This is a genomic window from Alcanivorax sp. (assembly GCF_017794965.1).
In the GTDB taxonomy this organism is placed as follows: Bacteria; Pseudomonadota; Gammaproteobacteria; order Pseudomonadales; family Alcanivoracaceae; genus Alcanivorax.
Genome location: NZ_CP051240.1, coordinates 3,058,000 through 3,082,081, shown reverse-complemented (window position 1 = coordinate 3,082,081; position 24,082 = coordinate 3,058,000). Strand labels below are relative to the sequence as shown.

Annotated in this window: 18 protein-coding genes; 9 read left to right on the top strand and 9 right to left on the bottom strand. The window is 58.8% G+C overall.

Going from position 1 to position 24,082, the window contains the following annotated elements:
- The first annotated feature begins 100 nt into the window (after window positions 1-100).
- The 5 genes from HF945_RS13590 (at window position 101) to HF945_RS13570 (ending at window position 5,057) form a co-directional block, all read left to right on the top strand.
- Window positions 101-715, top strand: a complete 615-nt coding sequence (locus HF945_RS13590; RefSeq protein WP_290523104.1) for a trimeric intracellular cation channel family protein — start codon at window positions 101-103, stop codon at window positions 713-715.
- 148 nt (window positions 716-863) lie between these two features.
- Window positions 864-1,430, top strand: a complete 567-nt coding sequence (locus HF945_RS13585; protein ID WP_290523103.1) for a DUF2780 domain-containing protein — start codon at window positions 864-866, stop codon at window positions 1,428-1,430.
- Between the two features lie 269 nt (window positions 1,431-1,699).
- Window positions 1,700-2,638 (top strand): metal-dependent hydrolase, encoded by a 939-nt coding sequence (locus HF945_RS13580; RefSeq protein ID WP_290523102.1) that lies wholly within the window; start codon window positions 1,700-1,702, stop codon window positions 2,636-2,638.
- A 19-nt stretch (window positions 2,639-2,657) separates the two neighbouring features.
- Window positions 2,658-3,494: an SDR family NAD(P)-dependent oxidoreductase gene (locus tag HF945_RS13575; RefSeq protein ID WP_290525422.1), complete on the top strand. Its 837-nt coding sequence runs from the start codon at window positions 2,658-2,660 to the stop codon at window positions 3,492-3,494.
- Between the two features lie 39 nt (window positions 3,495-3,533).
- Window positions 3,534-5,057: an NAD(P)/FAD-dependent oxidoreductase gene (locus tag HF945_RS13570; RefSeq protein WP_290523101.1), complete on the top strand. Its 1,524-nt coding sequence runs from the start codon at window positions 3,534-3,536 to the stop codon at window positions 5,055-5,057.
- 343 nt (window positions 5,058-5,400) lie between these two features.
- On the opposite strand, the gene HF945_RS13565 is transcribed toward HF945_RS13570, so the two are convergent.
- Complete coding sequence (locus HF945_RS13565; protein ID WP_290523100.1) at window positions 5,401-6,432, bottom strand: AraC family transcriptional regulator; 1,032 nt, start codon at window positions 6,430-6,432, stop codon at window positions 5,401-5,403.
- 2 nt (window positions 6,433-6,434) lie between these two features.
- Window positions 6,435-7,334, bottom strand: coding sequence for a diguanylate cyclase (locus HF945_RS13560; RefSeq protein ID WP_290523099.1), 900 nt, complete (start codon window positions 7,332-7,334; stop codon window positions 6,435-6,437).
- 386 nt (window positions 7,335-7,720) lie between these two features.
- Here HF945_RS13560 and HF945_RS13555 point away from each other — a divergent pair, with 386 nt between their 5' ends.
- Entirely contained in the window at window positions 7,721-10,213 is a 2,493-nt protein-coding gene (locus tag HF945_RS13555) for a TonB-dependent receptor (protein WP_290523098.1), read from the top strand.
- 72 nt (window positions 10,214-10,285) lie between these two features.
- Window positions 10,286-12,163: a phytase gene (locus HF945_RS13550; RefSeq protein WP_290523097.1), complete on the top strand. Its 1,878-nt coding sequence runs from the start codon at window positions 10,286-10,288 to the stop codon at window positions 12,161-12,163.
- Between the two features lie 181 nt (window positions 12,164-12,344).
- On the opposite strand, the gene HF945_RS13545 is transcribed toward HF945_RS13550, so the two are convergent.
- The gene (locus tag HF945_RS13545) at window positions 12,345-13,355 is read right to left on the bottom strand and encodes a zinc-binding alcohol dehydrogenase family protein (protein ID WP_290523096.1); all 1,011 of its coding nucleotides are present in this window, start codon (window positions 13,353-13,355) and stop codon (window positions 12,345-12,347) included.
- 152 nt (window positions 13,356-13,507) lie between these two features.
- Between HF945_RS13545 and HF945_RS13540 the strand changes: the two genes are divergently transcribed.
- Window positions 13,508-14,992, top strand: a complete 1,485-nt coding sequence (locus HF945_RS13540; protein WP_290523095.1) for an amidase — start codon at window positions 13,508-13,510, stop codon at window positions 14,990-14,992.
- A gap of 50 nt (window positions 14,993-15,042) precedes the next feature.
- Here HF945_RS13540 and HF945_RS13535 read toward each other — a convergent pair whose 3' ends face one another.
- A complete protein-coding gene (locus tag HF945_RS13535) occupies window positions 15,043-15,984 on the bottom strand; it encodes a metal-dependent hydrolase (protein ID WP_290523094.1) in 942 nt (313 codons plus the stop codon).
- 236 nt (window positions 15,985-16,220) lie between these two features.
- Between HF945_RS13535 and HF945_RS13530 the strand changes: the two genes are divergently transcribed.
- Window positions 16,221-18,512 (top strand): TonB-dependent receptor, encoded by a 2,292-nt coding sequence (locus tag HF945_RS13530; protein ID WP_290523093.1) that lies wholly within the window; start codon window positions 16,221-16,223, stop codon window positions 18,510-18,512.
- Window positions 18,513-18,597: 85 nt separating this feature from the next.
- On the opposite strand, the gene HF945_RS13525 is transcribed toward HF945_RS13530, so the two are convergent.
- The 5 genes from HF945_RS13525 to ubiD all read right to left on the bottom strand — a co-directional run bounded on the left by HF945_RS13525 (window position 18,598) and on the right by ubiD (window position 24,013).
- Window positions 18,598-18,945, bottom strand: coding sequence for a NirD/YgiW/YdeI family stress tolerance protein (locus HF945_RS13525; RefSeq protein ID WP_290523092.1), 348 nt, complete (start codon window positions 18,943-18,945; stop codon window positions 18,598-18,600).
- Between the two features lie 151 nt (window positions 18,946-19,096).
- A complete protein-coding gene (locus HF945_RS13520; RefSeq protein WP_290523091.1) occupies window positions 19,097-19,456 on the bottom strand; it encodes a NirD/YgiW/YdeI family stress tolerance protein in 360 nt (119 codons plus the stop codon).
- A 73-nt stretch (window positions 19,457-19,529) separates the two neighbouring features.
- The gene (locus HF945_RS13515) at window positions 19,530-20,810 is read right to left on the bottom strand and encodes an alanine racemase (protein WP_290523090.1); all 1,281 of its coding nucleotides are present in this window, start codon (window positions 20,808-20,810) and stop codon (window positions 19,530-19,532) included.
- Between the two features lie 180 nt (window positions 20,811-20,990).
- Entirely contained in the window at window positions 20,991-22,352 is a 1,362-nt protein-coding gene (locus HF945_RS13510; RefSeq protein WP_290523089.1) for a D-arabinono-1,4-lactone oxidase, read from the bottom strand.
- A gap of 188 nt (window positions 22,353-22,540) precedes the next feature.
- A complete protein-coding gene (ubiD, locus tag HF945_RS13505) occupies window positions 22,541-24,013 on the bottom strand; it encodes a 4-hydroxy-3-polyprenylbenzoate decarboxylase (RefSeq protein ID WP_290523088.1) in 1,473 nt (490 codons plus the stop codon).
- Window positions 24,014-24,082 lie beyond the last annotated feature (69 nt).

Sequence of the window (24,082 nt, the reverse complement as noted above, 5' to 3'; positions counted from 1 at the left end):
GGCCCCGGTTGTATGACGTGGGCTGGGGATTACCTGGCTGGATCGTCGGGCCGCAAATGATAATGATTCTTGATAATATGTCAAAGCTGGAGACCCCTGGATGCTGCTGGCCCTCTACCTGATCGGGATTACCGCCGAAGCCATGACCGGTGCACTGGCGGCGGGTCGTCTGAAGATGGATCTGTTTGGCGTGGTGATGATCGCCACGGTGACGGCCTTCGGGGGTGGCTCCGTGCGCGATATCCTGCTGGGGCATTACCCGCTGACCTGGGTTGCCCATCCCGAATACCTGTTACTGACCACCCTGGCGGCGCTGGTCACGACCTGGATCGCACCTTTCATGTCGCGACTGCGTTATTTGTTTCTGGTGCTGGATGCCCTGGGCCTGATGGCGTTTACCGTCATTGGTGCCAAGGTGGCGCTGGGAATGGGGCTGGGCGCGCCCATTGCGGCGCTGGCAGGATTGATTACCGGCATGTTCGGTGGCGTCATTCGGGACATGCTCTGTAACCGGGTGCCGCTGGTGTTTCAGAAAGAGCTCTATGCGGTGGTGTCGCTGGGTGCCGCCGTGTTGTATCTGGTGCTGCTGCATTTCATGGTGCCGGATTGGCTGGCAGTGCCGATTACCGTTGGCAGCGGCTTTATCGTGCGCCTGTTGGCCATTCGTTATGAATGGCAGCTGCCCCGCTTTGAATACAATGTGCCGGATGAATGAACGCTTGATGCCAGACGCCTGAGGCTGGACGCTTAAAAGCTCACAGCTCACAGCTCACAGCTCATAGCTCATAGCTCATAGCTCATAGCTCGAATTGCGGAATTCCTGCTACTCTTCGGACAGTGACTTTTATTAACAGGGAGTGAGTATGAACAAGTTAACGACAGTGATGTTCTGCGCGGCGTTGGGTGTGGCAATCAGTGCCCCGGCACAGGCCTTTGACTTCAAGAAAATGACCGATTCCGCCAACAGCGCCATGGACAGTGCGTCCGAGGCAGCAGGCAGCTCCATGGATCAGGCCAATGAGGCTATGGGCAGTGGTATGGCGGTCAGCGGTGAAGCCAAGGCACTGGTGGATAGCCTGTCCACCGATCTGGGCGTGACCCAACAACAGGCGGCGGGCGGTGCGGGCGCCTTGCTGGCCATGGCACAGAACAATCTTTCCGGTGATCAGTTCAGCGGCATAATGTCCAAGGTGCCGGGACTGGATTCCCTGTTGGGCGGTGGTGAAGGTGGCGGTATTGCCGGCAGCATGCTGGGCAATATTTCCAGCCTGAGCGGTGTGGCCAAGGTATTCAGTTCCCTGGGGCTGAGCCCCGACATGATCAGTCAGTTTGCCCCCAAGATCCTGGGTTTCCTCGGCGGTGAAGGTGTGGCGGGCAGCGTGCTCGACAGCCTGAGCGGCCTCTGGGGCGTGAGCGCGCCGGCGGAATGATGCCGTCGTCAGACGCTGCGCTCTGACACCAAAATCCAAACACAAGCTCTTGCCGACGCGATCCCGGCGCAGACCTTCATCTGCGCCGGGGCTGCGACGGTTGTAACGTCGTGCATCCTGCGTCTGGGGTCAGGCATCCATTAACCCGAATTGAATCCGAACAAGCGTTTGATTTATTGTTGCCATCAATCAATGTAATGGTTGGCGGCCGGTCTCACCAGATCTCAACCCCGCTGACCGTGGGGTTTTCAGAGGAAAGGTGAGCCGAAATGACAACTGCAACGATTCATCAGTATGTGCCCAAAACCGCCCAGACCGCCGGCGAAAGACTGGAAGTGCCGATTCGCCACATGGACTTCAAGTTCGAGGCGAAAGAGCTGGACGATACCTTCTTCCGCAACACCGAGCTGGCCAGTGCTTATTTCGAAGCGCTGTCTATCTTCCTGACCTTTGGCGAAGATCTGGTCATCGATACCGCTCGCCATCACCGTCAGTTCGTCAAGGATCCTGAACTCAAGCGACTGGTGACCGCCCTGATCGGGCAGGAAGCGATTCACTCAAAGATGCACAACGAATTCAACGATGTGCTGGCGCAGCATCGCTACCCGGTGAACTTCTACCGCTTCCTGGCGGACCGGGTGTTCGAGTTGGGCTTCAAGAAACTGTCTAACCGCATGCAGCTGTCGCTGATGGCAGGCATCGAGCATTTCACTGCGGTGCTGGCGGAATACATGATGAAGCACGAAGACATCTTCTACGAATCCCAGGACGAGAAGCAGCGGGCCCTGTGGATGTGGCACATGCTGGAAGAATCCGAGCACAAGGACATTGCCTATGATGTGTTCCAGGAACTGTCCGGTGACTACGGTCTGCGCATGCGGGGCTTTGCATTGGCGGCCTTCACCATCTTCTTCCTGGTGCCGCTGGGTGGTTCGCTGATTCCTGTGTTCCGCAAACCGACCAATCTGTTGCGCCCCAGTTACTGGAAGGATGTGAAGCGCAGTCTGGCCGTGCTGGCCGGACCGAAAGAGGGCGTGTTCGGCAGCACCATCAAGCATACGCTGGATTATCTGCGTCGTGACTTCCACCCCAATGACCATGACACCAGTGCCTACCTTGAGTACTACAAGGAAAAACTGCTGCACCCGGAAACCGGTCTGCTGACCCCTTACATGACCAAAGAATTCGTTCCGGGCAAGCGCGCCTGAATCTGAGCAGGAAAAAATGATGCTGAATATTCTCAAGTTCCGTTCCAGCAAGCCCAGCTACAACGGCTATGCCGTGGTAACCGGTGCCGGCAGTGGCATTGGTCGCAGCTTTGCACTGGAGCTGGCCAAACGAAACACCGCGGTGGTTTGCGCAGACCTGAAACTGGAAAGCGCGGAAGAAACCGCCGCCATGATCGAAGAAGCCGGCGGTACGGCCTACGCCGTGGCCTGTGATGTGGGCAAGGCGGAGCAGGTCGAGGCGCTGGCGGACAAGGCCGAGCAGCTGTTGGGCAATCCGGTATCCCTGGTCATCAACAATGCCGGTGTGGGTATCGGTGGCAAGTTTGAAGAGTTGAGTCTGGAAGACTGGAAATGGGCCATGGATGTGAACCTGTGGGGTGTGGTGCATGGCTGTCATTACTTCGTGCCCGGCTTCAAGAAACAGGGCTGTGGCGCCATTATCAATGTGGCTTCTGCGGCGTCTTATACCGCGGCGCCGGAGATGAGTGCCTACAACGTCACCAAGGCCGGTGTGCGAGCCTTGTCAGAAACCCTGTATGCCGAACTGAAGAAAGACAACATCAAGGTCAATGTACTGTGTCCGACCCTGGTGCCCACCAACATCATCAAGGAAGGCCGGATTCCGGATCGCTACTCGAAGCTGGCCGACCATGCACTGATGAACTATGCCATGACCACCAGTGATTCGGTGGCCAAACTGACTCTGAACCGTCTCGACAAAGGCGAGCTGTACACCACCCCGCAGGTGGACGCCAAGCTGTTCTGGGTGATGAAGCGCGTATCGCCAAACCTGTATGCCGATTTCCTCGGCTTCTCTTACCGGTTTGTGAAATAAACCATCAGCGGAAAATAGAACGTATAGAGGTTTTTTCTCATGGCAGCAGCTAAAAAGAAAACGGCCACCGAGGCCCGCATTTACGACTCCTTTATCGTCGGTGCCGGCATTTCCGGTATTTGTGCCGCGTACAAGATGAAGAAAGAGGGCTATCACGATTTCAAGATTATCGAGAAAGCCAACCGCGTAGGTGGCACCTGGCGCGAGAACACCTACCCGGGCTGCGGTTGTGATGTGCCGTCGTCACTGTATTCTTTTTCTTTTGCCCCAAGCAGCAAGTGGAGCCATCTGTTTGCCCGCCAGCCGGAAATCCTGGAATACCTGGAAACAGTGAGTCGGGATTACGGCATTGAGGAGTTGATCGAGTTCGGTACCGAGCTGGACCATGCCGAGTGGGATGAGTCGCGTCATGTCTGGGTGCTGGACACGACCGCCAACGGGAAGAAATCTCAGACGCTGGCGCGCACCGTGGTGTTTGCCACTGGCCCGATTACGGAAGCCCAGATCCCTAACCTGCCCGGGCTGGATACCTTCAAGGGTGAGATGTTCCATTCCGCAAAGTGGAATCACGATTATGACCTGACCGGCAAACGCGTGGCGGTGATTGGCACCGGCGCTTCTGCCATTCAGTTCGTGCCGCAGATCCAGCCGAAGGTAAAAGAGCTGCACGTGTTTCAGCGTACCGCCCCCTGGGTGCTGCCGAAGCCGGACATGAACCTGGGTGATACCAGCAAGCAGGTAATAGAGAAACTGCCGGCGATCCAGAAAACCTGGCGCAAGGCGGTGGCCCAGTCCCTGAACGTGATCAACTTCGGCCTGCGTAATCCGCTGGCGCTGAAGCCGGTAAGCTCTGCGGCCAGACAGTTGCTGCGCCTTCAGGTGAAAGACAAGGCCCTGCGAAAGGCGGTGACGCCGGACTTTACCCTGGGCTGCAAACGCATTCTGTTCGCCAATAATTACTATCCTGCGCTGCAGGCCGATAACGCCAATCTGATCCCCCACGGTCTCGTGGAAGTGGATGGCAACACCGTGATTGCGGCCAACGGTGAACGGCACGAAGTGGACGTAATCATCTGGGGTACCGGGTTTGAAGTGTCCCATCCGCCCATCGGACGCAAGGTGATCAATGCCAATGGCGAGCGGCTGTCTGACCTGTGGAAAGACACCTCTCCGGAGGCTTATCTGGGCGCCACCATGAAAGATGTCCCCAATGCCTTCCTGGTGCTGGGCCCCAATGTGTTGGTCTACGACTCCTTTATCGGTCTGGCGGAAGCGCAGCTGGATTACATCATTGATGGCTTGAAGAAAATCAAAGCGAAGGGCATCAGCCGTCTGGCGATCAACCCGGGTGTGCTGCAGCGTCACAACGACAAGGTTCAGAAGCATCTGAAAGGGACGGTGTTCAACAGTGGTGGCTGCAAGAGCTACTACCTGGACCAGAACGGCCGCAACTTCGCTGCCTGGCCCTGGTCACTGGCAGAGCTGAAAAACCGCCTCAGCGAGTTCGCAGTGTCAGACTATGATGTGCAGTACGGCGTAAAGGAAAAGCAGAACGCGGCGTAAAGGCAGGGGCAAGCTATGAGCAATGAGCTGCAAGCTGCAACGCGGATCGGGGGAAGGGTGTTGATTCCAGCCGCCTGGGCCGCGCCCCAGACGTCAGGTCGCGGGCGCGGCCTTTCCGTCACGACACACAGCGATTGCGCCTTGCAGCTTGGGTCTTGGGGCTTGCCGCTGTTTTTCCGTAGGAGCCTGCCTGCAGGCGAAGCTTGGCAAGCTACAACGCGGATCGAGGTTAGGGTGGTTTTCCAGCCACCTGAGCCGCGCCGAAACGTCAGGCCGCGGGCACTGCCTTTCAGTCACGACACCCTGTGATCGCGCCTTGTAGCTTGTAGCTTGAGGCTTGCCACTACTCCCCCAACGCCTGAAGCAGCTTGTGACACGCTGACGGCGTCAGGCCGCTCCAGCGTTTGAACGCCCGCCGGAAGTTGGTGCTGTCGGAGAAATTCAGTTTCCGGCAGACCTGTTCCGGCGTCATGCCGTCGAACTGCAACCACAGTATCGCCTGGTGCAGACGCACTTCATCCAGCAGTTGCTGGTAATGACAGTCATGCTGTTGTAGCCGTCGTTTCAGGGTGGCCGGGCTGGTGCCCAGAGTCTCTGCCACCTCCTGCAATGAGGGCGGAGCGGTAACCCGGGTTTGCAGGTAGCGATACAACTGCTGCCGCAGGCTATGGGAAAACCCCAATTGTTGCTGTTGCTGGTGGCATTGCTGCCGCGCCACCTGCCAACCGGTGGCCGCGCCTCCGGGCCAGGGGATATCCACGAGTCCCCGTGGCAGTAACATGGCATCCATGCAGCGCTCAAAGTGCAGTGGCCCGCCAAGGTGTACCTGATACTGCTCCGGCCAGGGTGGGCAGCGATAGCTGAACTGGAATTGCCAGGGCAGCGAGCGGCCACTGAGCCACTGGGTAACCGAGGCGAGTCCGGTCATGGCGCTTTCCACCAGAAAGGGCCAGTGGCTACCGGCACCGCAGGTATCCAGCCACTGCACACACAGATACTCCTGGCTGAGCGTCATACGCATGCCCACCAGTGGGCTGATCAGTGCGGTATGCTCTTCAAAGCCAAGCAGGCACTCCTGCAGGTTGCTGGCCTGTCCCAGTAGTGCGCTGATGGCGCCGTAGTGACCTGGAAACAGTCGCTGTCCAAAACGAAACGGCAGCTCCGGATCCGGACACAGCTGGCGAGCGTTATGAATCAGCTGCAGATAATGCAGCGGACTCAAGCGGGCCTCCCCGCGCATCAGGGCGTCGGGAAACAGACCGGTGTGACGGAACAGGCGGTGGGTATCGATTCCCTGATCCTGCACCAGATCAATCAGCGCTGCCGGCATATGGTGGGCCGGGATAAAGGCGCTGTCTGGCAGGTAGCCGTTCATGGTCAGGCGGCCTGGTGAGCGGACAGGGTGCGGGCCAGATTGCGATTGGCGCGCTCGATCAGGGACGCCTCATCATCATCATGGGCAGTGGCGATACCGGTCTGCACCTGAATGAAATGGCTCTCACCCCGCTGTGTTTTGAACGCGAAATGCTGCGCCAGCTGCTGGAGTTCGCCGGCGATGCGTTCGGCTTCTCCTTGCCCACTGCCCGGCAGCACCACCGCAAAGCGGTCACCGGCATAGCGGCACAGTAGATCCTGCCGGCGCAGGTTGAGCAGCAGAAGCTCGCCCAGTTCTTTCAGTAACCGGTCGCTGTCAGCGGGACCAAGCAGACGGCGGCTGTGATCAAAGCAATGCAGATCAAGCATGATCAACGCAACCGGGCGATGGGGGTGCCCCAGCTCCAAGCGCAGCTGTTCGCGCAGGTAGCGGGCCCCCGCCAGGGGGGTCAGGTTGTCGAGACTACGATGTTCGCGAAAGATCCGTTCCCGGCGCAGCAGCTGGCTCGAAATGGCCTGCTGTTCACGATGCCAGTGATAAATGCCGATGGTGAGCATGATCAACCCTGCCGGCATGGCACCGGATTCCAGCCAGTGGTCCCACATAATGGTTTCTGGCAGACGAATAAATTCATCCATCAGATCCTGCCAGTAAGCCAGAAAGACGCCACTGAGTCCGGCTACCAGCATGCGTGTCACTCGTCCGCCGGGACGGCTGTTGAGGATCAGGGCAATCCACAGCAGAGACAGCAGTGCCGCGCCGCCTTCGCCGGCGATATCCAGCCAGACCAGTTCCTGCCAGTCCTTGGGATCACCCGCCGCCAGGTTGGCCAGCACGATCAGATTGGCGAGTGCCACCAGCACCATCAGGGTGCTGCGATGTCGGTTGATCAGGTTTTTCACGTCGGGTTCTCCTGCCTGTTGGCAGCAGCTTTACCGTAGTGCTGTGTCAGTTTGATGAAGCCGATGAAGAACTGTGTGATTGATCACATTGATGTGCAGGGGGTGCGATTGGCTCAGGGGAGATAAGAAAAAGTCTGAAGTCGGACGTCTGACGTCGGACGCTTTAAGTCAAAACCGGTCGAGCAGTGGTGGAGGCTTGGGCTTTGGGCGTCAGACCTCCGACGTCAGACGTCCGACTGAAATCTCTACGCGGGTCCATTCGGCTCAAATCCCTGGCAAACCCCTCTGGAAACACGTTTTCCCCGCAACCCTGTAACAGAAGTGACACGGGCTCTCCTTAGGGTGCCGGCATTGCCAATACATCAGGGCATTGCCCGGGGGATACCATGTCCAGTACCAAGCGATTCTTTCCACCTGTGACCAAGACACTTCTTGCCACTGCAGTGGCGCTGGCCTGCAGTCAGCTGCAGGCAGAAGAAACCGCCGCAGACAGTAATGAACTGGAAACGGTACGGGTGATTGGCCAGGCGGCCAGCACCAACCGTGCGCTGACCGAACAGCGTGAAGCGGACAACATCGAAACCACCACCCGTGCCGATGACATCGGTGACTTCCCGGACAGTAATGTGTCCGAATCCCTGCAGCGCATGCCGGGTGTTTCCATCGAGCGAGATCAGGGCGAAGGACGTTTTGTTCGTGTGCGGGGTGTGGCGCCGGATCTGAACGCGGTGAACGTTAACGGGATTCAGGTACCGGCCCCGGAAGCGGGGCGTCGTGCGGTGGCGCTGGATGTGATTCCGGCGGATCTGCTGGAATCCCTGACGGTGGTGAAAACCCTGACCCCGGACATGGATGCCAACTCCCTGGGGGGGACGGTGGAAGTGAATACCCTGTCTGCTTTTGACCGCGACGGCCTGTTCTATTCCCTGAGCGCCGCAGCCAGCCATGATCAGCATACCGACCAGACCAGTCCGGAACTGGCGGTGGCCGCCAGTAACCAGTTTTCTCTGGGCGAGGGTACCAACAACTTCGGGGTGGCCGGTGCCATCAGCTGGGGGGAGCGTGATTTCGGTTCCGATAATGTGGAAACCGGCGGCGGCTGGGACTTCGACGATAACAATGCCCTGGAAGAGTTCGAACAGCGTGACTACATGATCACCCGTGAAAGGCTGGGTGTGGCCGTCAATTTCGATTATCTGCTCAGTGACGATACCAGCCTCTACCTGCGCACCTTGCACAGTGAATTTCGTGATGAGGAAATCCGTCAGGCCAATATCTTTTCCTTCGATGCGGCGCAAGAACCGGGACAGACCGGTATCGCTGAAGTCGAGAAGGAGTTGAAGGACCGGGAAGAGACCCAGGAAATTTCTTCCTTTGTGCTGGGCGGGCAGCATTTCTCCGGTGACTGGACCACCGATTTCCATATCGGCTACAGCACTGCCGAAGAAGATGAGCCGCGGCATGCGGACAGCACGGTGTTCATTGCTGACTTTACCGATGCCGGATTCAGCGGGAATCGCAAACCGTCGGCCATATACCCGACAGGTTTTTATGATGCCAGTAACTATGATCTGGACGAGATTGAAGTCACTGAGGGCAAGACTACCGATGAGCAAGTGGATGTGGCGCTGGACTTTAAGCGCGACCTGTACTGGAACAGCAATCCCGCGTCGGTGAAGTTTGGCACCAAGGCCAGCCAGCGCACCAAGGACAGTGACGTCAATGTGTGGACCTACGGACCCACCGCCAACCTGGCCGACCATGCAACGGATGTGGATTATGAGCTGGGCAATTTCGGACCCGGTGTGGATCCGGATTCCATTGACGGGCTGATCGCGGGGCCGGGCCAGTTCGAGGATGTGGACTCTGCGATCGAGGACTTCGAAATGACGGAAGACCGTCAGGCGGCTTACCTGATGGGCACCGTGGATATTCAGCAACTGCGCATTCTCACCGGTGTGCGTTATGAAAAACTCGAGTTTGAAGCGGATGGTTTCGGCGATGACAACGGCACCATCACCCCGAGCCACTACGAAGAAGATGAAGACCACTGGTTGCCTGCGCTGCATCTGCGCTACCAGCTCACCAATGACACCCTGGTGCGCACAGCGTTCACACGCAGTGTAGTCCGTCCCACCTTCGAGCAGCTGTCACCGGGTTTCGAGATCGATGGTAACGAGGCCAGCTTTGGCAACCCGGAACTGAAGTCCCTGGAATCCAATAATCTGGATTTGGGTATTGAGCACTATATGGGGCATGCCGGTGTGGTATCTGCCTTCGCGTTCTACAAGGACATCAAGAACTTCGCCTACCTGACCGACAAGGGCGGCACCCCGGGTTTCACCGCATTTGATGACGCGGAAACCTTCGAGAACGGTAACGATGCCAGTCTCTACGGTCTGGAACTGGCTTACTCCAAGCAGTTCAGCAGCCTGCCTGCACCGTTCAATGGCCTGTTGATGGGCGCCAATGCCACCTTTGTGGATTCCACCGCTGAGATTGAAGCCTATGATGATGGCGCTGGCACAAGCGTAAAACGGGATATCGCACTGCCCAGCCAGTCCGACGTCACCGGCAATCTGATGTTCGGTTATGAAGACAAGCGACTCAGCCTGCGGCTGGCGGCCAACTACACCGGAAAATTCCTGCAGGAAGTGAGCGATCCGCTGGATAAGCGCTATGACATCTACACCGATGATCATGTGCAGCTGGATTTCAATGGCCACTATTTCCTGACCGAAGACCTGCAGCTCACCTTCGAGGCGATCAACATCAACGACGAACCCTTCTATGCCTACACCGGCAAGGAGAAGTTCAATGCCCAGTACGAAGAATACGGCCCCACCTTCAAGTTGGGTTTGGCTCTGAAGAACCTTTAATCAGGCCGGTCGGGGGGAGTGCGATACCCCCGGCCCCTTTTTTGTCTGAAGGAAAGTGCGAAGGAAAGTACCATGCGAAATAACACAATGATGCAACTGCTGGTGGGGATGTCTGCCCTGTTGCTTGCCGGTTGCCAACGGGATTACGGCACTGATCACAATGAGATGATGGCGGCGTCCACCCCGCAGTGGAACAGCGAAACGTCACTGGGTAACCCGTTGGGGTTGTGGGTAGGCGAACAACAGCGTGTCAGCGTGAATGCCCAGGGGCATCTGGTCAGTGGCGAGAAGGTGCTTCAGCGCGGGAATTTCGAAGGCCTGGCAGGCCGGGAGAATGGGACGGGAGAGGCGCGCCTGGTGACTGTAGACCGGAGCAGTAATCAGGCGGTGCTGTTCTCGTTTCAGGATGGGCGCTTGCATGAAGTGCAGCGCATGCCCGCACCGGACTATGAAATCAGCGGTTTCTGCCTGTATCAGGACGCTCAGTCCCTGTTGTCCGTGTTCGTTCTTGATGAACGGGGTGGCGCGGATCAGTGGCTGATGGGGGCAACCGATGACGCCATGGCGGTGCGTCATCTGGTGCTGCCGCCGGGGGCGGAAAGCTGTGCCGTGGATGATGCCGCGGCCGTGCTGTATGTGGCAGAGGAATCCGTGGGCCTGTGGCGCTATAACGCAGACCCGGAAAAAGAGGCTGAGCGTCAGCTGCTCGACCGTCTTGCCCCACACGGCCAGATTGCCGAGAACGCCAGTGGCGTCGCCGTATTGCCCGGTGGTGTGGGATTGATCGACAAGGAAGCCGGTGTGATCAATCTCTACCTGGCAGACGGTTCCCTGCAAAGCCGTATTGGGGTGCCGGATCTGGAAGAACCGGAAACCCTGGTGGTCAGTGGTGCCGATGAGAATCTGGTCTTGTATGCGCTGGACGATGGCAACGGCGGTGTACTGCGTAGCACTGTCGACTGGTCTGCATCGGCGTCTGCCGCTGACCACCTGCCAATGGTGTTGCCCACGGCGCAGAGTGACAGCGTAGAGCGCTTCGGCGATGCCGCTGATGATCCCGCCATCTGGATCAACCGCGCACAACCCGAGCATAGCCGCATTCTTGGTACCGACAAGAAAGCCGGCCTGTATGTATACGATCTTCAGGGACAAACCCGCCAGTTTCTGGAAGTGGGACGGCTGAACAATGTGGACCTGCGCTACGGATTGACCGTTGCGGACAAGCAATGGGATGTGGCGGTGGCGTCCAACCGTGATCATAACAGCCTGCATGTCTTTCTGATCGACCCGGACAATGGGCAGGTACAGGAAGCCACACAGATTCTCACCGGAATGAAAGAGATTTATGGGCTGTGCATGTACCAGAATGACCAGGGCATCTATGCCTTTGCCAACGACAAGAGTGGTCTGATCGAGCAGTGGTTGCTGACCGGCGGCGATACCGTGTCCGGTGAGCGTGTGCGCCAACTGCAGGTGGAAACACAGCCGGAAGGGTGTGTCGCCGATGAACAGAGTCAGCGTCTTTTTGTGGGGGAAGAGGACCGGGCCGTTTGGGTGTTTGCCGCGGCAGCGGATCAGCCCACCGATGGCCGCGAAGTGAAAGCGGTCGGGGACGTGCTGGTGGATGATATCGAGGGCCTTGCCCTGTATCAGCGTGATGGCAGGAACTGGTTGGTGGTGTCCAGTCAGGGGGATGACAGCTACGTGATCCTGGACGCCAACGCGCCCCACGATGTGGTCGGCAAGTTCCGCATCGGCATGAATCCCGCAGCGGGTATCGACGGAGCTTCGGAAACCGATGGTCTGGACGTGACCTCTGTGAATCTGGGCGGGGACTATGAGCGTGGCATGCTGGTGGTCCAGGACGGCCGCAACCGCCTCCCCGATGCGCCGCAGAACTACAAGATCGTGGCATGGAAAGACATCGAGGCGTTGCTGGAAAAGCCTTGAGTTATCAGCTACGAGCTACGAGGGGCAAGCTACAAGCTACAAGCTAGAATGCGAGCCGAAATCTGGAGATGGTTTCTCTGCCCTCAGCCGCACCGAGAACTTAGACGCGGGCACGGCCCTGCAAAACCATCGGACTTGGCCCGCGCCTTGTAGCTTGCAACTTGAAGCTTGTAGCTGATTTTTACTCCCAGCCCGCCAAGACCAGTTTGCCAATCGTTGCCCCTTCCTCCAGTCGCCGGTGGGCGGTTTTGAGGTTGTCGGCATTGATCGGGCCGAGGCCTTCGCTGATGGTGGTCTGAATCGTGCCGGCATCCACCAGCTCGCGAAGCTGGCTGAGGATGTCCCCTTGCCGCTGCATGTCCTGGGCGAACATGGCGCGGGTGAACATGAACTCCCAGCTGAACCGGGCACTCTTCGGTTTCAGCGGGTTCAGATCCAGCGGCCCGCGGGCATCCACAATGGCGCAGATGCCGCCCAGGGGCGCAATCACCTGGCAGGCGGTCTGCCAGTAATCATCCAGGTTCTGGGTGATGAAGATGCCATCTACCTGGGGCACCCCCAGCTTTTCCAGTTGTACCGGGATGGGTTGGCGGTAATCCACCAGGGCATGGGCCCCCATTGCCTCACACCAGTTGGCGGATGTCTCTCTGCCGGCGGTGGCGATGACGCGCAGCCCGAAATGCCGGGCGGCCAGTTGAATGGCAATGGAGCCCACGCCCCCTGCGCCGCCGATCACCAGCAGGGTTTTGCCTTCGCATTTACCGGGCTGGAAACCCAGTTGATCTTCCAATGCTTCCCAGGCGGTCAGCGCGGTGAGAGGCAGGGCGGCTGCTTCCTGCATGCCCAGGCTGTCAGGTTTGCGTGATACCAGCCGTTCATCCACGCACTGGTATTCGGCATTGCTGCCCTGACGCTGGACCGCGCCGGCATACCAGACCCGGTCGCCTTTCTGAAAGCGGCTGACCTCGCTGCCCACCGCTTCCACCACGCCGGCAGCATCAAATCCCAGTACCCGATGGCCGGGCTGATCCAGCGGGCGCTGGCGGAGTTTGGTATCGATGGGGTTTACGGACACGGCTTGTACCGCCACCAGCAGATCCCGGGGGCCCGGAGAGGGCAGATCCAGCTGGATGTCTTCCAGGGCATGGACGTCATCAATGCTGCGAGGCTGATTGAATCCGATGGCTTTCATGATTTCTCCCTGTTGGGCTGCTGGTGTCTTTATGCGTCAGTGGCCAAGCCGCTGGTGATACAAATTTGGCACATACTGAAGCGCAGACTATGCCACAGTAAAGTGGTTACTGCCGTGCGACCTTTGGCAGCGTTGGGAGAGCAGGAGTTGAAATGAAATTCGAAGAATACCGCAAGTTTGATGCCATCGGTCTGGCTGAGCTGGTGAGCAAGGGTGAGGTGACCGCCAGTGAGTTGCTGGAAGTGGCGATTGCCAGGGCAGAAGCGGTGAATCCGCAGCTCAATGGCTTGATTATCCCCCTTTACGACATGGCCCGACAAAGAGCGAAGTCTCCTTTGCAGGGGGCGCTGGCCGGGGTGCCCATGTTGGTGAAAGATCTGTTTCAGGAGATCGGGGGCCAGCCGGATTACCGTGGCAACAAGGCGCGTAAACAGTACGACATCCGTGCCCAACAGGATTCTACCCTGGTAGCCCGCTGGAAGGCGGCCGGGCTGGTGCCTTTTGGGCGTACCAATACGCCGGAGTTCGGTGCCAAGGGGATTACCGAGCCGGACTCCTTTGGCCCGGCACGTAACCCCTGGAATCCGGAGCATACGCCCGGGGGCTCATCCGGCGGTTCCGCCGCCATGGTGGCCGCCGGGGTCGTTCCCATCGCCGGAGCCAATGACGGTGGCGGCAGCATTCGTATCCCGGCGGCCTGTTGTGGTCTGTTTGGGTTGAAGCCCGGTCGTGGCCGGACCCCCTGGGGGCCCACCTTTACCGAAGCCATGCATGGTATTGCGGTAAACCATGTGCTGACGCGATCGGTCCGTGACAGTGCCCTGCTGCTGGATGCCGTACACGGCGATGAGCGAGGCAGCCTGTTTCAGATTGCCGGGCCGGAGCAACGTTATGCGGTGGCCGCTGCCAAGAAACCCGGTCGCTTGCGAATCGGTTTTTCCACCGCTTCACCCTTGGGAACAGCGGTAGACCCTGAAGCCGTGAAGGCGGTGGAAAAAACGGTGGCACTGTTGCGTGATCTGGGGCACGAGGTGGAGGAAGCCGAGCCGCAGATGGATGCCAAACAGATGTGCATGGACTGGCTGACCGTCTGGTTCGGTCAGTGTGCGGCCGAAGTGGATGAGGTGAAGGCGCTTACCGGTTGCGGGGATGAAGGGTTTGAGCTGGATACGCTCGGCATTGCCGCCTTTGGACGTGCCACCCCGGCCCATGAATACGTGAAATGCCAGAGCCGCTGGCAACAGTACATGATTGCCCTGGATACGTTCCTGGAAAAGTATGATTTCTGGCTGACCCCAACCCTGGCCATGCCCCCGGCGACCATCGGAGCCATGGCAACACCGTCGTTGCAGCAAACGGCGCTGAAGCTGGTACTCAAAGTGGGGGCGGAAAAGCTGCTGATGAAGACTGGTCTGATCGAAGAGATGGCCATGGAAAACTTCAAGTACATGCCCTTCACCCAGTTCGCCAACGTCACCGGCGTGCCTGCCATGTCAGTGCCGTTGCACTGGACCGAAGCCGGCCTGCCGCTGGGTTCCCAGTTCGTTGGCGCCCACGGCGATGAAGGTAAATTGCTGGCGCTGGCCGCGCAGCTGGAAGACGCTGCGCCGTGGTTTGGTAAAACGCCGGATGCCTGAGGCCTGACGCCCGATGCCGGGTGGTAGCGTCATGCATCCGGCTTTCGGCTTCAGGCGTTCATGGCTGCCTGTGCCGCCGGTGAGCGTGCCAGATACGCCAGTGCCTGTTCCGTGTCGCCCTCATGAACCGGATGAAAATTCGGTGATAGCCAGCGAACAGTGGCCTTCAGCAGAAAACTGAAGGTGGGTACGTTGTGGGTCCGTTTGCCGACCTGCTGCAGCTTCATGAGGATCTGCGGCAGTAGCATGCGGGCCATCTTGCGGGCACGGGGGTCCGGGTCCTGCCCGGCCAGCTGGCGACCGCCTTCTGCAATGAAATACAGAAACAGCGGGAACACGATGGCCATCAACGCCTGACGGCTGACATAGAAACCCAGCTGGGTACGGCACAGGTGTTCAAACAGGTCATAGGCCACGGTGCGATGTTCCACTTCCTCGGCCAGATGCCACTTGAACAGATCCACCATGGTGGCGTCCCCGTTGGTTTCCCAGCTCTCGTTATCCATGGCCCACTGGCCCAGCACCCCGGTGAAGTGCTCAATGGCAGCAATCAGTCCCACGCGGGTGATCAGCCACTGCTTTTTCCACGCCTGTCGTTGCAGAAACTTCAGTCCCAACGGCGCATCCCCGAGCACGGTGCCGAACAACCATTCTGCTTGTTCCGCGAAGGCCACATTGAACCCATGGGCCTCAAGATAGCTCTGGGCCTTGGTGTGCTGCCGGGAGTGAATGGCTTCCTGGCGAATAAAACCCTGTACATCATCACGCAAGACTTCATCGGTCACCATTGGCAGTGCCTGGTTGTACACGCGACAGAACCACAGCTCACCGGCCGGCAGCAGCATATGGATACCGTTGATGATATGGGTAGAGAAGGGGTCGTTGCTCAGCCAATGGAGCGGGGTGGAGGCAAAATCGAAATCTACCCGGCGGGCTTGCAGCCTGTGCCGTTGTGCGCTGTCAGGCAGGGGAGTGTGGGCAGCATTCATCATGGCGGTTCTCTTTTCTTGTCTGGCCATTGGTGGTTCGCCGGGTGTGACGGCGAACAACGAATACATCAAGAATGTATCATTACTCAATGTAACAATAAGCCCCTTCGTGGAACCTTGTAACGCGCGACGCTTACAATTCTTACACTATCAATTATCGTTATCGTTTGATAATGATTATCATCTGCGTGATACTCCGCCCCGTTTTGTCGTAATGAAGAGTTTTGAGGGGTGTTTCAATGAACAAGCGCATGGGGGTGCCGGTCCTGCTGGGTCTGGCAACAGGAAGTATTGCGGTGCAGGCCGTGGCCGACGACGCTCAGATGAATGAGCTGGCGCCAGTAAAGGTGGTATCCGCAGCGGGTTTCGAGCAGAAAATCGTGGATGCACCGGCCAGTATCTCGGTGATTACCGAAGAAGAGCTGCACAGCCGTCCGTTTACCTCTGTGGTGGACGCGGTCCGTGATCTGGAAGGTGTGGATGTGGGGGAAACCCGCGACAAGACCGGTCAATCCGGCATCTCCATGCGCGGCATGGGCGCTGACTACACCCTGATCCTGATTGATGGTCGCCGGCAGAATAATCACGGTGACATCTACCCTAACAACTTTGGCGGCAACCAGTTCAACCATATCCCGCCGCTGGAAGCCATCGAGCGTATCGAAGTGATTCGCGGTCCATCCTCCACCCTGTACGGTGCGGATGCCATGGGCGGGGTGATCAACATCATCACCAAGAAGCAGTACGACCAGTGGGGCGGCAGCATCAATGTGAGCCGTACCATCCAGGAGTACGACGAATACGGTGATGCCTCCACCACCGATTTTTCTGTCTCCGGCCCGCTGGGCAACCAGTTCGGTCTGGCCCTGCGTGGCAGCCTGTACGACCAGGATGCCTCCAACCCGGAATATGACCCGGTGACGGATCCCAATGGCGTGGTGCATGAGCGAGAGCTGGGTTTCGGTGGCGGCGGCAGAACCGTGGATAATGAGGATGCGTCTCTGGGTTTCACACTGCGCTGGACCCCCACCGACAACCAGCGTATCTCGCTGGATTACGATGACTCCGTACAGACCTATGACAACTCGGACAGCCAGCTGGGTACCCACGATAGCCCTGAGCGGCTGCCCCGGGCGGGCTATGCAGAAAACCAGGAGTTCACCCGTGAGCAGATTGCCCTGACCCATGAAGGGGAGTGGGGCTTTGGTTTCAGTAATGTTTCCCTGACCTACCTGGCCACCAACAATGACGGCCGCACCATGCCGTTGTCAGCCGATGAGCGTCTGCAGTATGACGACATCATCAACAACGACCCGGCCTGTGCGACGCCGGACAGCGATGGCTGTCTTGACCTGCTGGGGGCGACCTTCCTGCCCCGGGCTCAGCGCAAGCTGGAAAGCAACGAGCTGCGCCTGGATGGCAAGCTGGACCTGCCCATCAATGATCAGCACTTTGTGGTGGTCGGTACCCAGGTACTGCGTGGTGAACTGGAGGATGGCATCTTTGGTCTTGAAGACGGTAACCCCGGTGAGGTCTCCGAGAATAACTTCTGGGCTTTGTATGCAGAAGACAACTGGACCATTGTGGATCCCTTCACCCTGACCACCGGTGTGCGTTATGACAATCACGAAACCTTTGGTGATCAGGTAAGCCCGCGTGTGTATGGCGTCTACACCCTGAATCCAGCCTGGACCGTGAAAGGGGGCGTGAGCACGGGGTACAAGACTCCCAAGACCACCGACCTGTATGACGGCATCACCGGCTTCGGTGGTCAGGGCACCTATCCCTGGGTGGGGAATCCGGACCTGGAGCCGGAAACCAGTGTGAACTCTGAAATTGCCCTCTACTGGGAGAGCCCGAACCGGCACAGCGCCAACGTGACGGTGTTCCAGAACGACTTCAAGGACAAGATTGTACGCCAGGATAGCGAGCTCTGTTCAGCCACAGGCGGGCAAACGCCCTGTGTGGATCTGGGCGCCTACGATGCCCTGGGCGGTCGGCAGATCCTGACCCAGCCGGTGAATGTGGACAAGGCCGTCATCAGTGGGGTTGAAGTGGCGGGTCGCTACCAGATCTCCCAGCGCTGGTCCCTGCGTGCCAACTACACTTACATCGACAGTGAAGTGAAGAGTGGTGAGGGGGAAGGTTATCCGCTGACCGGTAGCGCCCGTCATATGTTCAACGGCACCCTGGACTGGCAGGCCACGCAGAAGTTCGGCATGTTCCTGACCGTGGAAGGCCGTCATGACCGTTTCCGTGGCTTTGGGCGCGGTGGTGTTCTCAATGAGGATGCCAATGGTGGCGAGTACTGGAAGAACTACGAGATTTACCACCTGGGTGCCCGTCTTGCCCTCAACGAGTCAGTCAGCCTGAACGCACGCATCAACAACCTGCTGGACGAAGACTTCACCACCTATGAGGTGGACTTCGTGGATGACGGTTCCGGTGGCTACGACGTGGAATACTACGACGACTACAACAACAAGGATGCCCGTCGTAATTTCTGGATTGGTCTGCAGGCCTCCTTCTGAACAACACCGCCCCGAGCGGGGCGGTGTTAGTAACATTAATTCGGCATGGCAGGGAAACCTGCCATGCTTTTTTCGTTTCAGGGAATCAGACCTGCGGCGCTGGCGCCCCTTTCAGGGAGTGAATTTTTTCCACGTCCACGATGCTGCGGCCATCATCATGGTCCACTTCACCGGTAAAGTTGACCTGGGTGCCGGCCTCGAGTGGGCGGTCGGCGGTGAGATCGTCATCCAGTTCGATCTCGATTTGTCCTTTGCGGTCGCGAAGCAGGTAGCGTTCGTCACCCAGTGACTGAACAATCTCGCCTTCCATGCGTACCTGGGTGCCTTCCTTGATGCCCTGAGTAATAGCGGCACTATCGCTCTTGATGATATCGCCAGCGGTAACGGTGGCAGCAGCGCTCATAAGTACAGATGCAATAATCAGTTTTTTCATGAGTCATCCTCCTTGGTTGATGTCTCATGGAATTAGTCGGCTTATAGCGAGCGATGTTCCTGTTTATTGTAAAAGGCGAGTTAAAGTCCCTGTGGCGACCACAGGGTTGCTGGTCAGCGGACCACGCGGAAAACGACGTTGTGTTGCTGGTTCAGTAACTGATCGTGGAGGCGGCCGGGCTGACGGCGCTCTTGAGAGAATGGAGTTTGTCGGCGTCTACCCGGGGGTGATGTGCTGTGTGCGCTACCTGCCCGGAAATGATCAGGCGGCTACCGGACTCAAGTACCCGGCCGGCGGTGAGTTTGCCGGGCAATGTGATCTCGATCCTGCCTTCCCGGTCCTGTAACAGATAGCGGTCCTGACCCAGTGCGGGGAGAATTTCCCCTTGCAGTATTACCGGGGTGCCTGCCGCCGTACGGGCGGTGATGTCTGCGCTGCTATGCAGCCATTCACTGTCGGCGTTGGTAAAGGCCGCCAGTAACAGCAGGGTGGTGGCCAGCAGTCTCGTCATGGGATGCGTCCTTAAAAGTGAAAGGAACGGTTACCCGGTTAGAGTCCTTGCCTTTGCAGTGGTTCCCTCAGGTTCATGCGCCGCTGCCCTGGGATAATACGGGCCACCAGTCGCTGATGCGCCGACCGTCCCACACGGCCAGATCGCCGAACTGCAGCAGCACGAATTCGCTCTGGGTCGGGCGAAAGAAGATCTGGTCGTCCATGGTCAGGGCCGTCTCAGCGCTGCCGTTGTACATCATCTGATTGGTGCTGGCGCCGTAGACCCCGTTGGCCTGAATGCCGGCGGGGGATTCGGGCCGGGCCTTCCAGTAGCCGCCATAAATAAAATAGGTGCGTTGCCGGTTCGGGTCCCAGCGTTGCCAGGCGTCACCGAGTGGAACCGGGCCGGGGAGCGCCAGCCCGTCTATGGCTTTGATCACCGGCGCGGCAATAAACACGGCGGGCTGGAAGCTCGACAGCTGTGGCAGCTCAAAATCACTGGCCTTGACCAGGCAGGACCCGGCACTCAGCTCGTTGACCACCGAGGTCTCGTCATACAGTGCGATGGTGGGGCTGCCGGCGCCATTGAAGCACAATGACTGTGATCGGTAGTGGGGAGCCTGTTGGTAAAGCCGCTGGATGAAGGCCTGGTACCTGGCCTCGGTTTTGCGGTGTCCTTCTGTGGCGTTCTCGATAAAAGCGGGCAGCTTGCCCACATGGGCATCGTAGCCCATGAAGCCGCTGAAGGAGAGGTGATCCGGGTGGGCGTGAATCCGTTCCAGCAGGGCGTCCAGTTGCTGCGGTTCGGTGAGGCCGCCCCGGTGCAGACCCACATCGATTTCCACATTGATACGCATGGGCTGGTCAAGCTCGCGGGCCAGTGACAGGTATTGCTCCAGTCGTGGCAGGCTGTCGACCAGCCACTGCAACTGCCGGGCAGGTGCAAAGCCGTGCTGGTTGCCCAGCTCCTGGTAGAACTGTCGGGCGGCCTGCACCGGCATGGGCTTGCCGAGCAGCATGTCACAGCCGGGGGCAGCGTCTGCCAGGGCATTCATAAATGGCTGATGGAATACCATCACCCGCTGGCTGCCGGTGTGTGTCATCACCTCCTGAATCAGGGGCACACTGGGCAAGGACTTGGCGACGATACGAAACGCCTTGCCGTCTGGCAGCATGGTCATCAGCGTCTGACAGTTGGCGGCCAACCGCGGGTGGTCAACCAGCATCAAGGGGCGCCCCGGGCCGTGTTCTTTCAGCGTGTCATTGATCTTCAGGAAATAGGGGGCATGGGCGGCACCCCGGTTATCCGGTCGTAGCAGCCAGCCCCCTGCGGCAAGAGCGCCCAGTCCGATCAGAAATCCACGTCGGTTCATTGCCAATCCCTGTTTGTAGTTGACAGTTGATAGTGGACAGTTGACAGCTGCGCAAACAATGCTGTTTTGATCTTATAAGAAAGAGGGCGCGCCCAACGCGTGGGCGCGGGCTCATTGCATGGAGCGGCAACTGCGCTATGCCGCGGCGCTGTCAACTGTCAACTGTCAACTGCCTTTCCCTCACGTAAACAACCGCATCAAATGCGGATTGAGCATCCTGCCCTGCGGATCGAGTTCCCGGCGTACAGCCTGAAAGCGATCAAAGGCCGGATAGAGTTCGGCCAGTTCCCTGCGGGCAAGGTTATGCAGCTTGCCCCAGTGAGGGCGCCCCTGGTACTTGCGAAGAATGGGCTCTACCGGTTTGAACACCTGCTCATAATCCTGGGCAAAGTACTGGTGAATCGAAAGACTGGCCCCGGCACGTTCGTGGTACATAGAGAGCAGGCGGTTATCCTCACCCACATAGCGAAACTCAATGGGGAAGAACACATTGATGTCTTCCTTGCGAAGCGTGTCGCATACCTCTTCCAGGCAGGCCATGCCATCGTCGGCGGGCACGGTGTATTCCATTTCATTAAAGCGCACGGTGCGGCGGTTGCCGTAAACCACATTGGAGGGGGCGGTAAAGGTACTGTCTTCAACGAACAGGGTGACCAGCTTCTGCAGAGAAGGCGTGAGCCAGCCGGCATGCATGGCCACCTTGCAGATCAGCTCCAGCAGTTCGTTGTCATCTTCACGGGGTGGGCTGTCCTGCGGATCGTCGGTGATCTCCATGGTCTTGACGATGGCCTGGTTGCCCAGGGGGAAAGCGAAGAATTCGATATGGCGGTAGTTGTCTTTCTCTCGCTCCACAAACGCCATGGCTTCCCGCAATGGCAGTGTCCAGGTGTGCTCCTTCAGACGATAGGCAGGCTGATGTCGGAAGGTGAGGTCAGTGACAATGCCCAGAGCCCCGAGACTGCAGCAGGCCGCCAGAAAAGGGTCGCCGTCCTTTTCTGTGAGGCTCAGGGATTCACCGTCAGGCAGCATCAGGGTCAGTGCTTCCACCTGACCGGACAGGCTGGTCAACTGGCGGCCGGTGCCATGGGTGCTGGTGGCAATGGCGCCGGCCAGGGATTGCAGGTTGATGTCCGGTTCGTTGGTAAAGCTGTGCCCCTGCGACCAGGCCTGTGCGCTGGCCATGCCCAGGCGCGTACCCGCGCCCCAGGTGAACAGATCGCCGTCCTGATGCTTCAGGCCGGCCATGGCTTCCAGGGAGATCAGGGTATTATCGGTGGGCACCACCCCACTGAAAGAGTGGCTGCCGCCAAAGGCGCGCAGGGTGCCAGTGCTGCCGCTCATCGCCTGGCGCAGCTCGTCGTCATTACGGGGAAACGCCATCTGTTCCGGGTTGGCCGTCTGGTTGCCAGACCAGTTCTGCCAGGCGGAAGAGGATTCGCCGGCGTCTGCCAGCAATTGTCCCGGCGCCAGCGCTCCGGCGGCGCCGGCACTGCCCAGCGCCTTGAGGAAGGCGCGCCGATCGATGGAGTTCAGGAGTGCCATAGAGGGTCCTTTTTGTTATTTGGCACTATCGTACAAGAAGAGCAATTAATAGTTAATAGTGAATAGTTAATAGCTGCGCGTTCAGGCGCCAAGTGTTGCGGGGCGATTTGAGCCGCGCACTAACGTTGGTGCGCGGCGGGAGGCCGTTAAGAATGAAGATCGCTTAACGCGCCATTATTAACTATTAATTATTCATTATTAATTCCCAGGCTTTCCCACATCTCATCCACCCGCTCCTTCACCGCCTTGTCCATGCTGATGGCGCGGCCCCATTCCCGGCTGGTTTCGCCGGGGAGTTTGCTGGTGGCGTCCAGGCCCATTTTGGAGCCCAGGCCGGCCACCGGGGAGGCGAAGTCCAGGTAGTCGATGGGGGTGTTTTCCACCATCACGGTATCTCTTGCCGGGTCCATGCGGGTGGTGATAGCCCACATTACGTCTTTCCAGTCACGGGCATTCACATCGTCGTCGCAGACGATCACGAACTTGGTGTACATGAACTGGCGCAGGAACGACCACACGCCCATCATCACCCGCTTGGCATGGCCCGGGTACTGCTTCTTCATGGTCACCACCGCCATGCGGTAGGAACAGCCTTCCGGCGGTAGATAGAAGTCCACAATTTCCGGGAACTGCTTGCGCAGAATAGGCACGAAGATTTCGTTCATGGCCACGCCCAGCACCGCCGGTTCATCCGGTGGCCGGCCGGTATAGGTGCTGTGGTAGATCGGGTCGCGGCGATGGGTGATGCGCTCCACGGTAAATACCGGGAAGCGTTCCACTTCGTTGTAGTAGCCGGTGTGGTCGCCAAACGGGCCCTCGTCGGCCATCTCGTCCGGGTAGATGTGGCCTTCCAGCACGAATTCGGCGCTGGCGGGGACGTGAAGGTCGTTGCCGATGCATTTCACCAGCTCGGTCTTGGAGCCACGCAGCAGGCCGGCAAAGGCGTACTCGCTGAGGGTGTCCGGCACCGGGGTGACGGCGCCGAGAATGGTGGCCGGGTCGGCACCCAGTGCCACGGCGACGGGGAAGGGTTCACCGGGATGGGTTTGCTGCCATTCCTGGAAATCCAGTGCGCCGCCGCGATGGCTGAGCCAGCGCATGATCAGTTTGTTGCGGCCGATCAGTTGCTGGCGGTAGATGCCCAGATTCTGGCGTTCCTTGTGGGGGCCGCGGGTGATCACCAGTGGCCAGGTGACCAGCGGGCCGGCATCGCCAGGCCAACAGGTCTGGATGGGCAGTTTGTAAAGATCCACCTCGTCGCCTTCCAGCACCTTTTCCTGGCAGGGGCCGCTGCCGGAGACCTTCGGCGACATGCTCAGCACCTTGCGGAACACTGGCAGCTTATCCCAGGCGTCCCGGAAGCCTTTGGGTGGCTCCGGCTCTTTCAGAAAGGCCAGCAGCTCGCCCAGCTCACGGAGCTCTTCCAGGGATTCCCGGCCCATGCCCAGCGCCACCCGGTGTTCGGTGCCGAACAGGTTGCCCAGCACCGGCGTGCCGAACCCTTTCGGGTTCTCGAACAGCAGCGCCGGCCCGCCGGCCCGCAGGGTGCGGTCGCAGATTTCGGTCATCTCCAGATTCGGATCCACCGGCACGGTGATGCGCTTCAGCTCGCCCCGTTGCTCAAGCTGGGTGATGAAGTCTCGCAGGTCGCGGTATTTCATAGGCTTCCTTGTTGTTCGGCTAACCGGAAGGTTGTGCGGCGAGTATAGCAGGATGAACGCTGGACGCCT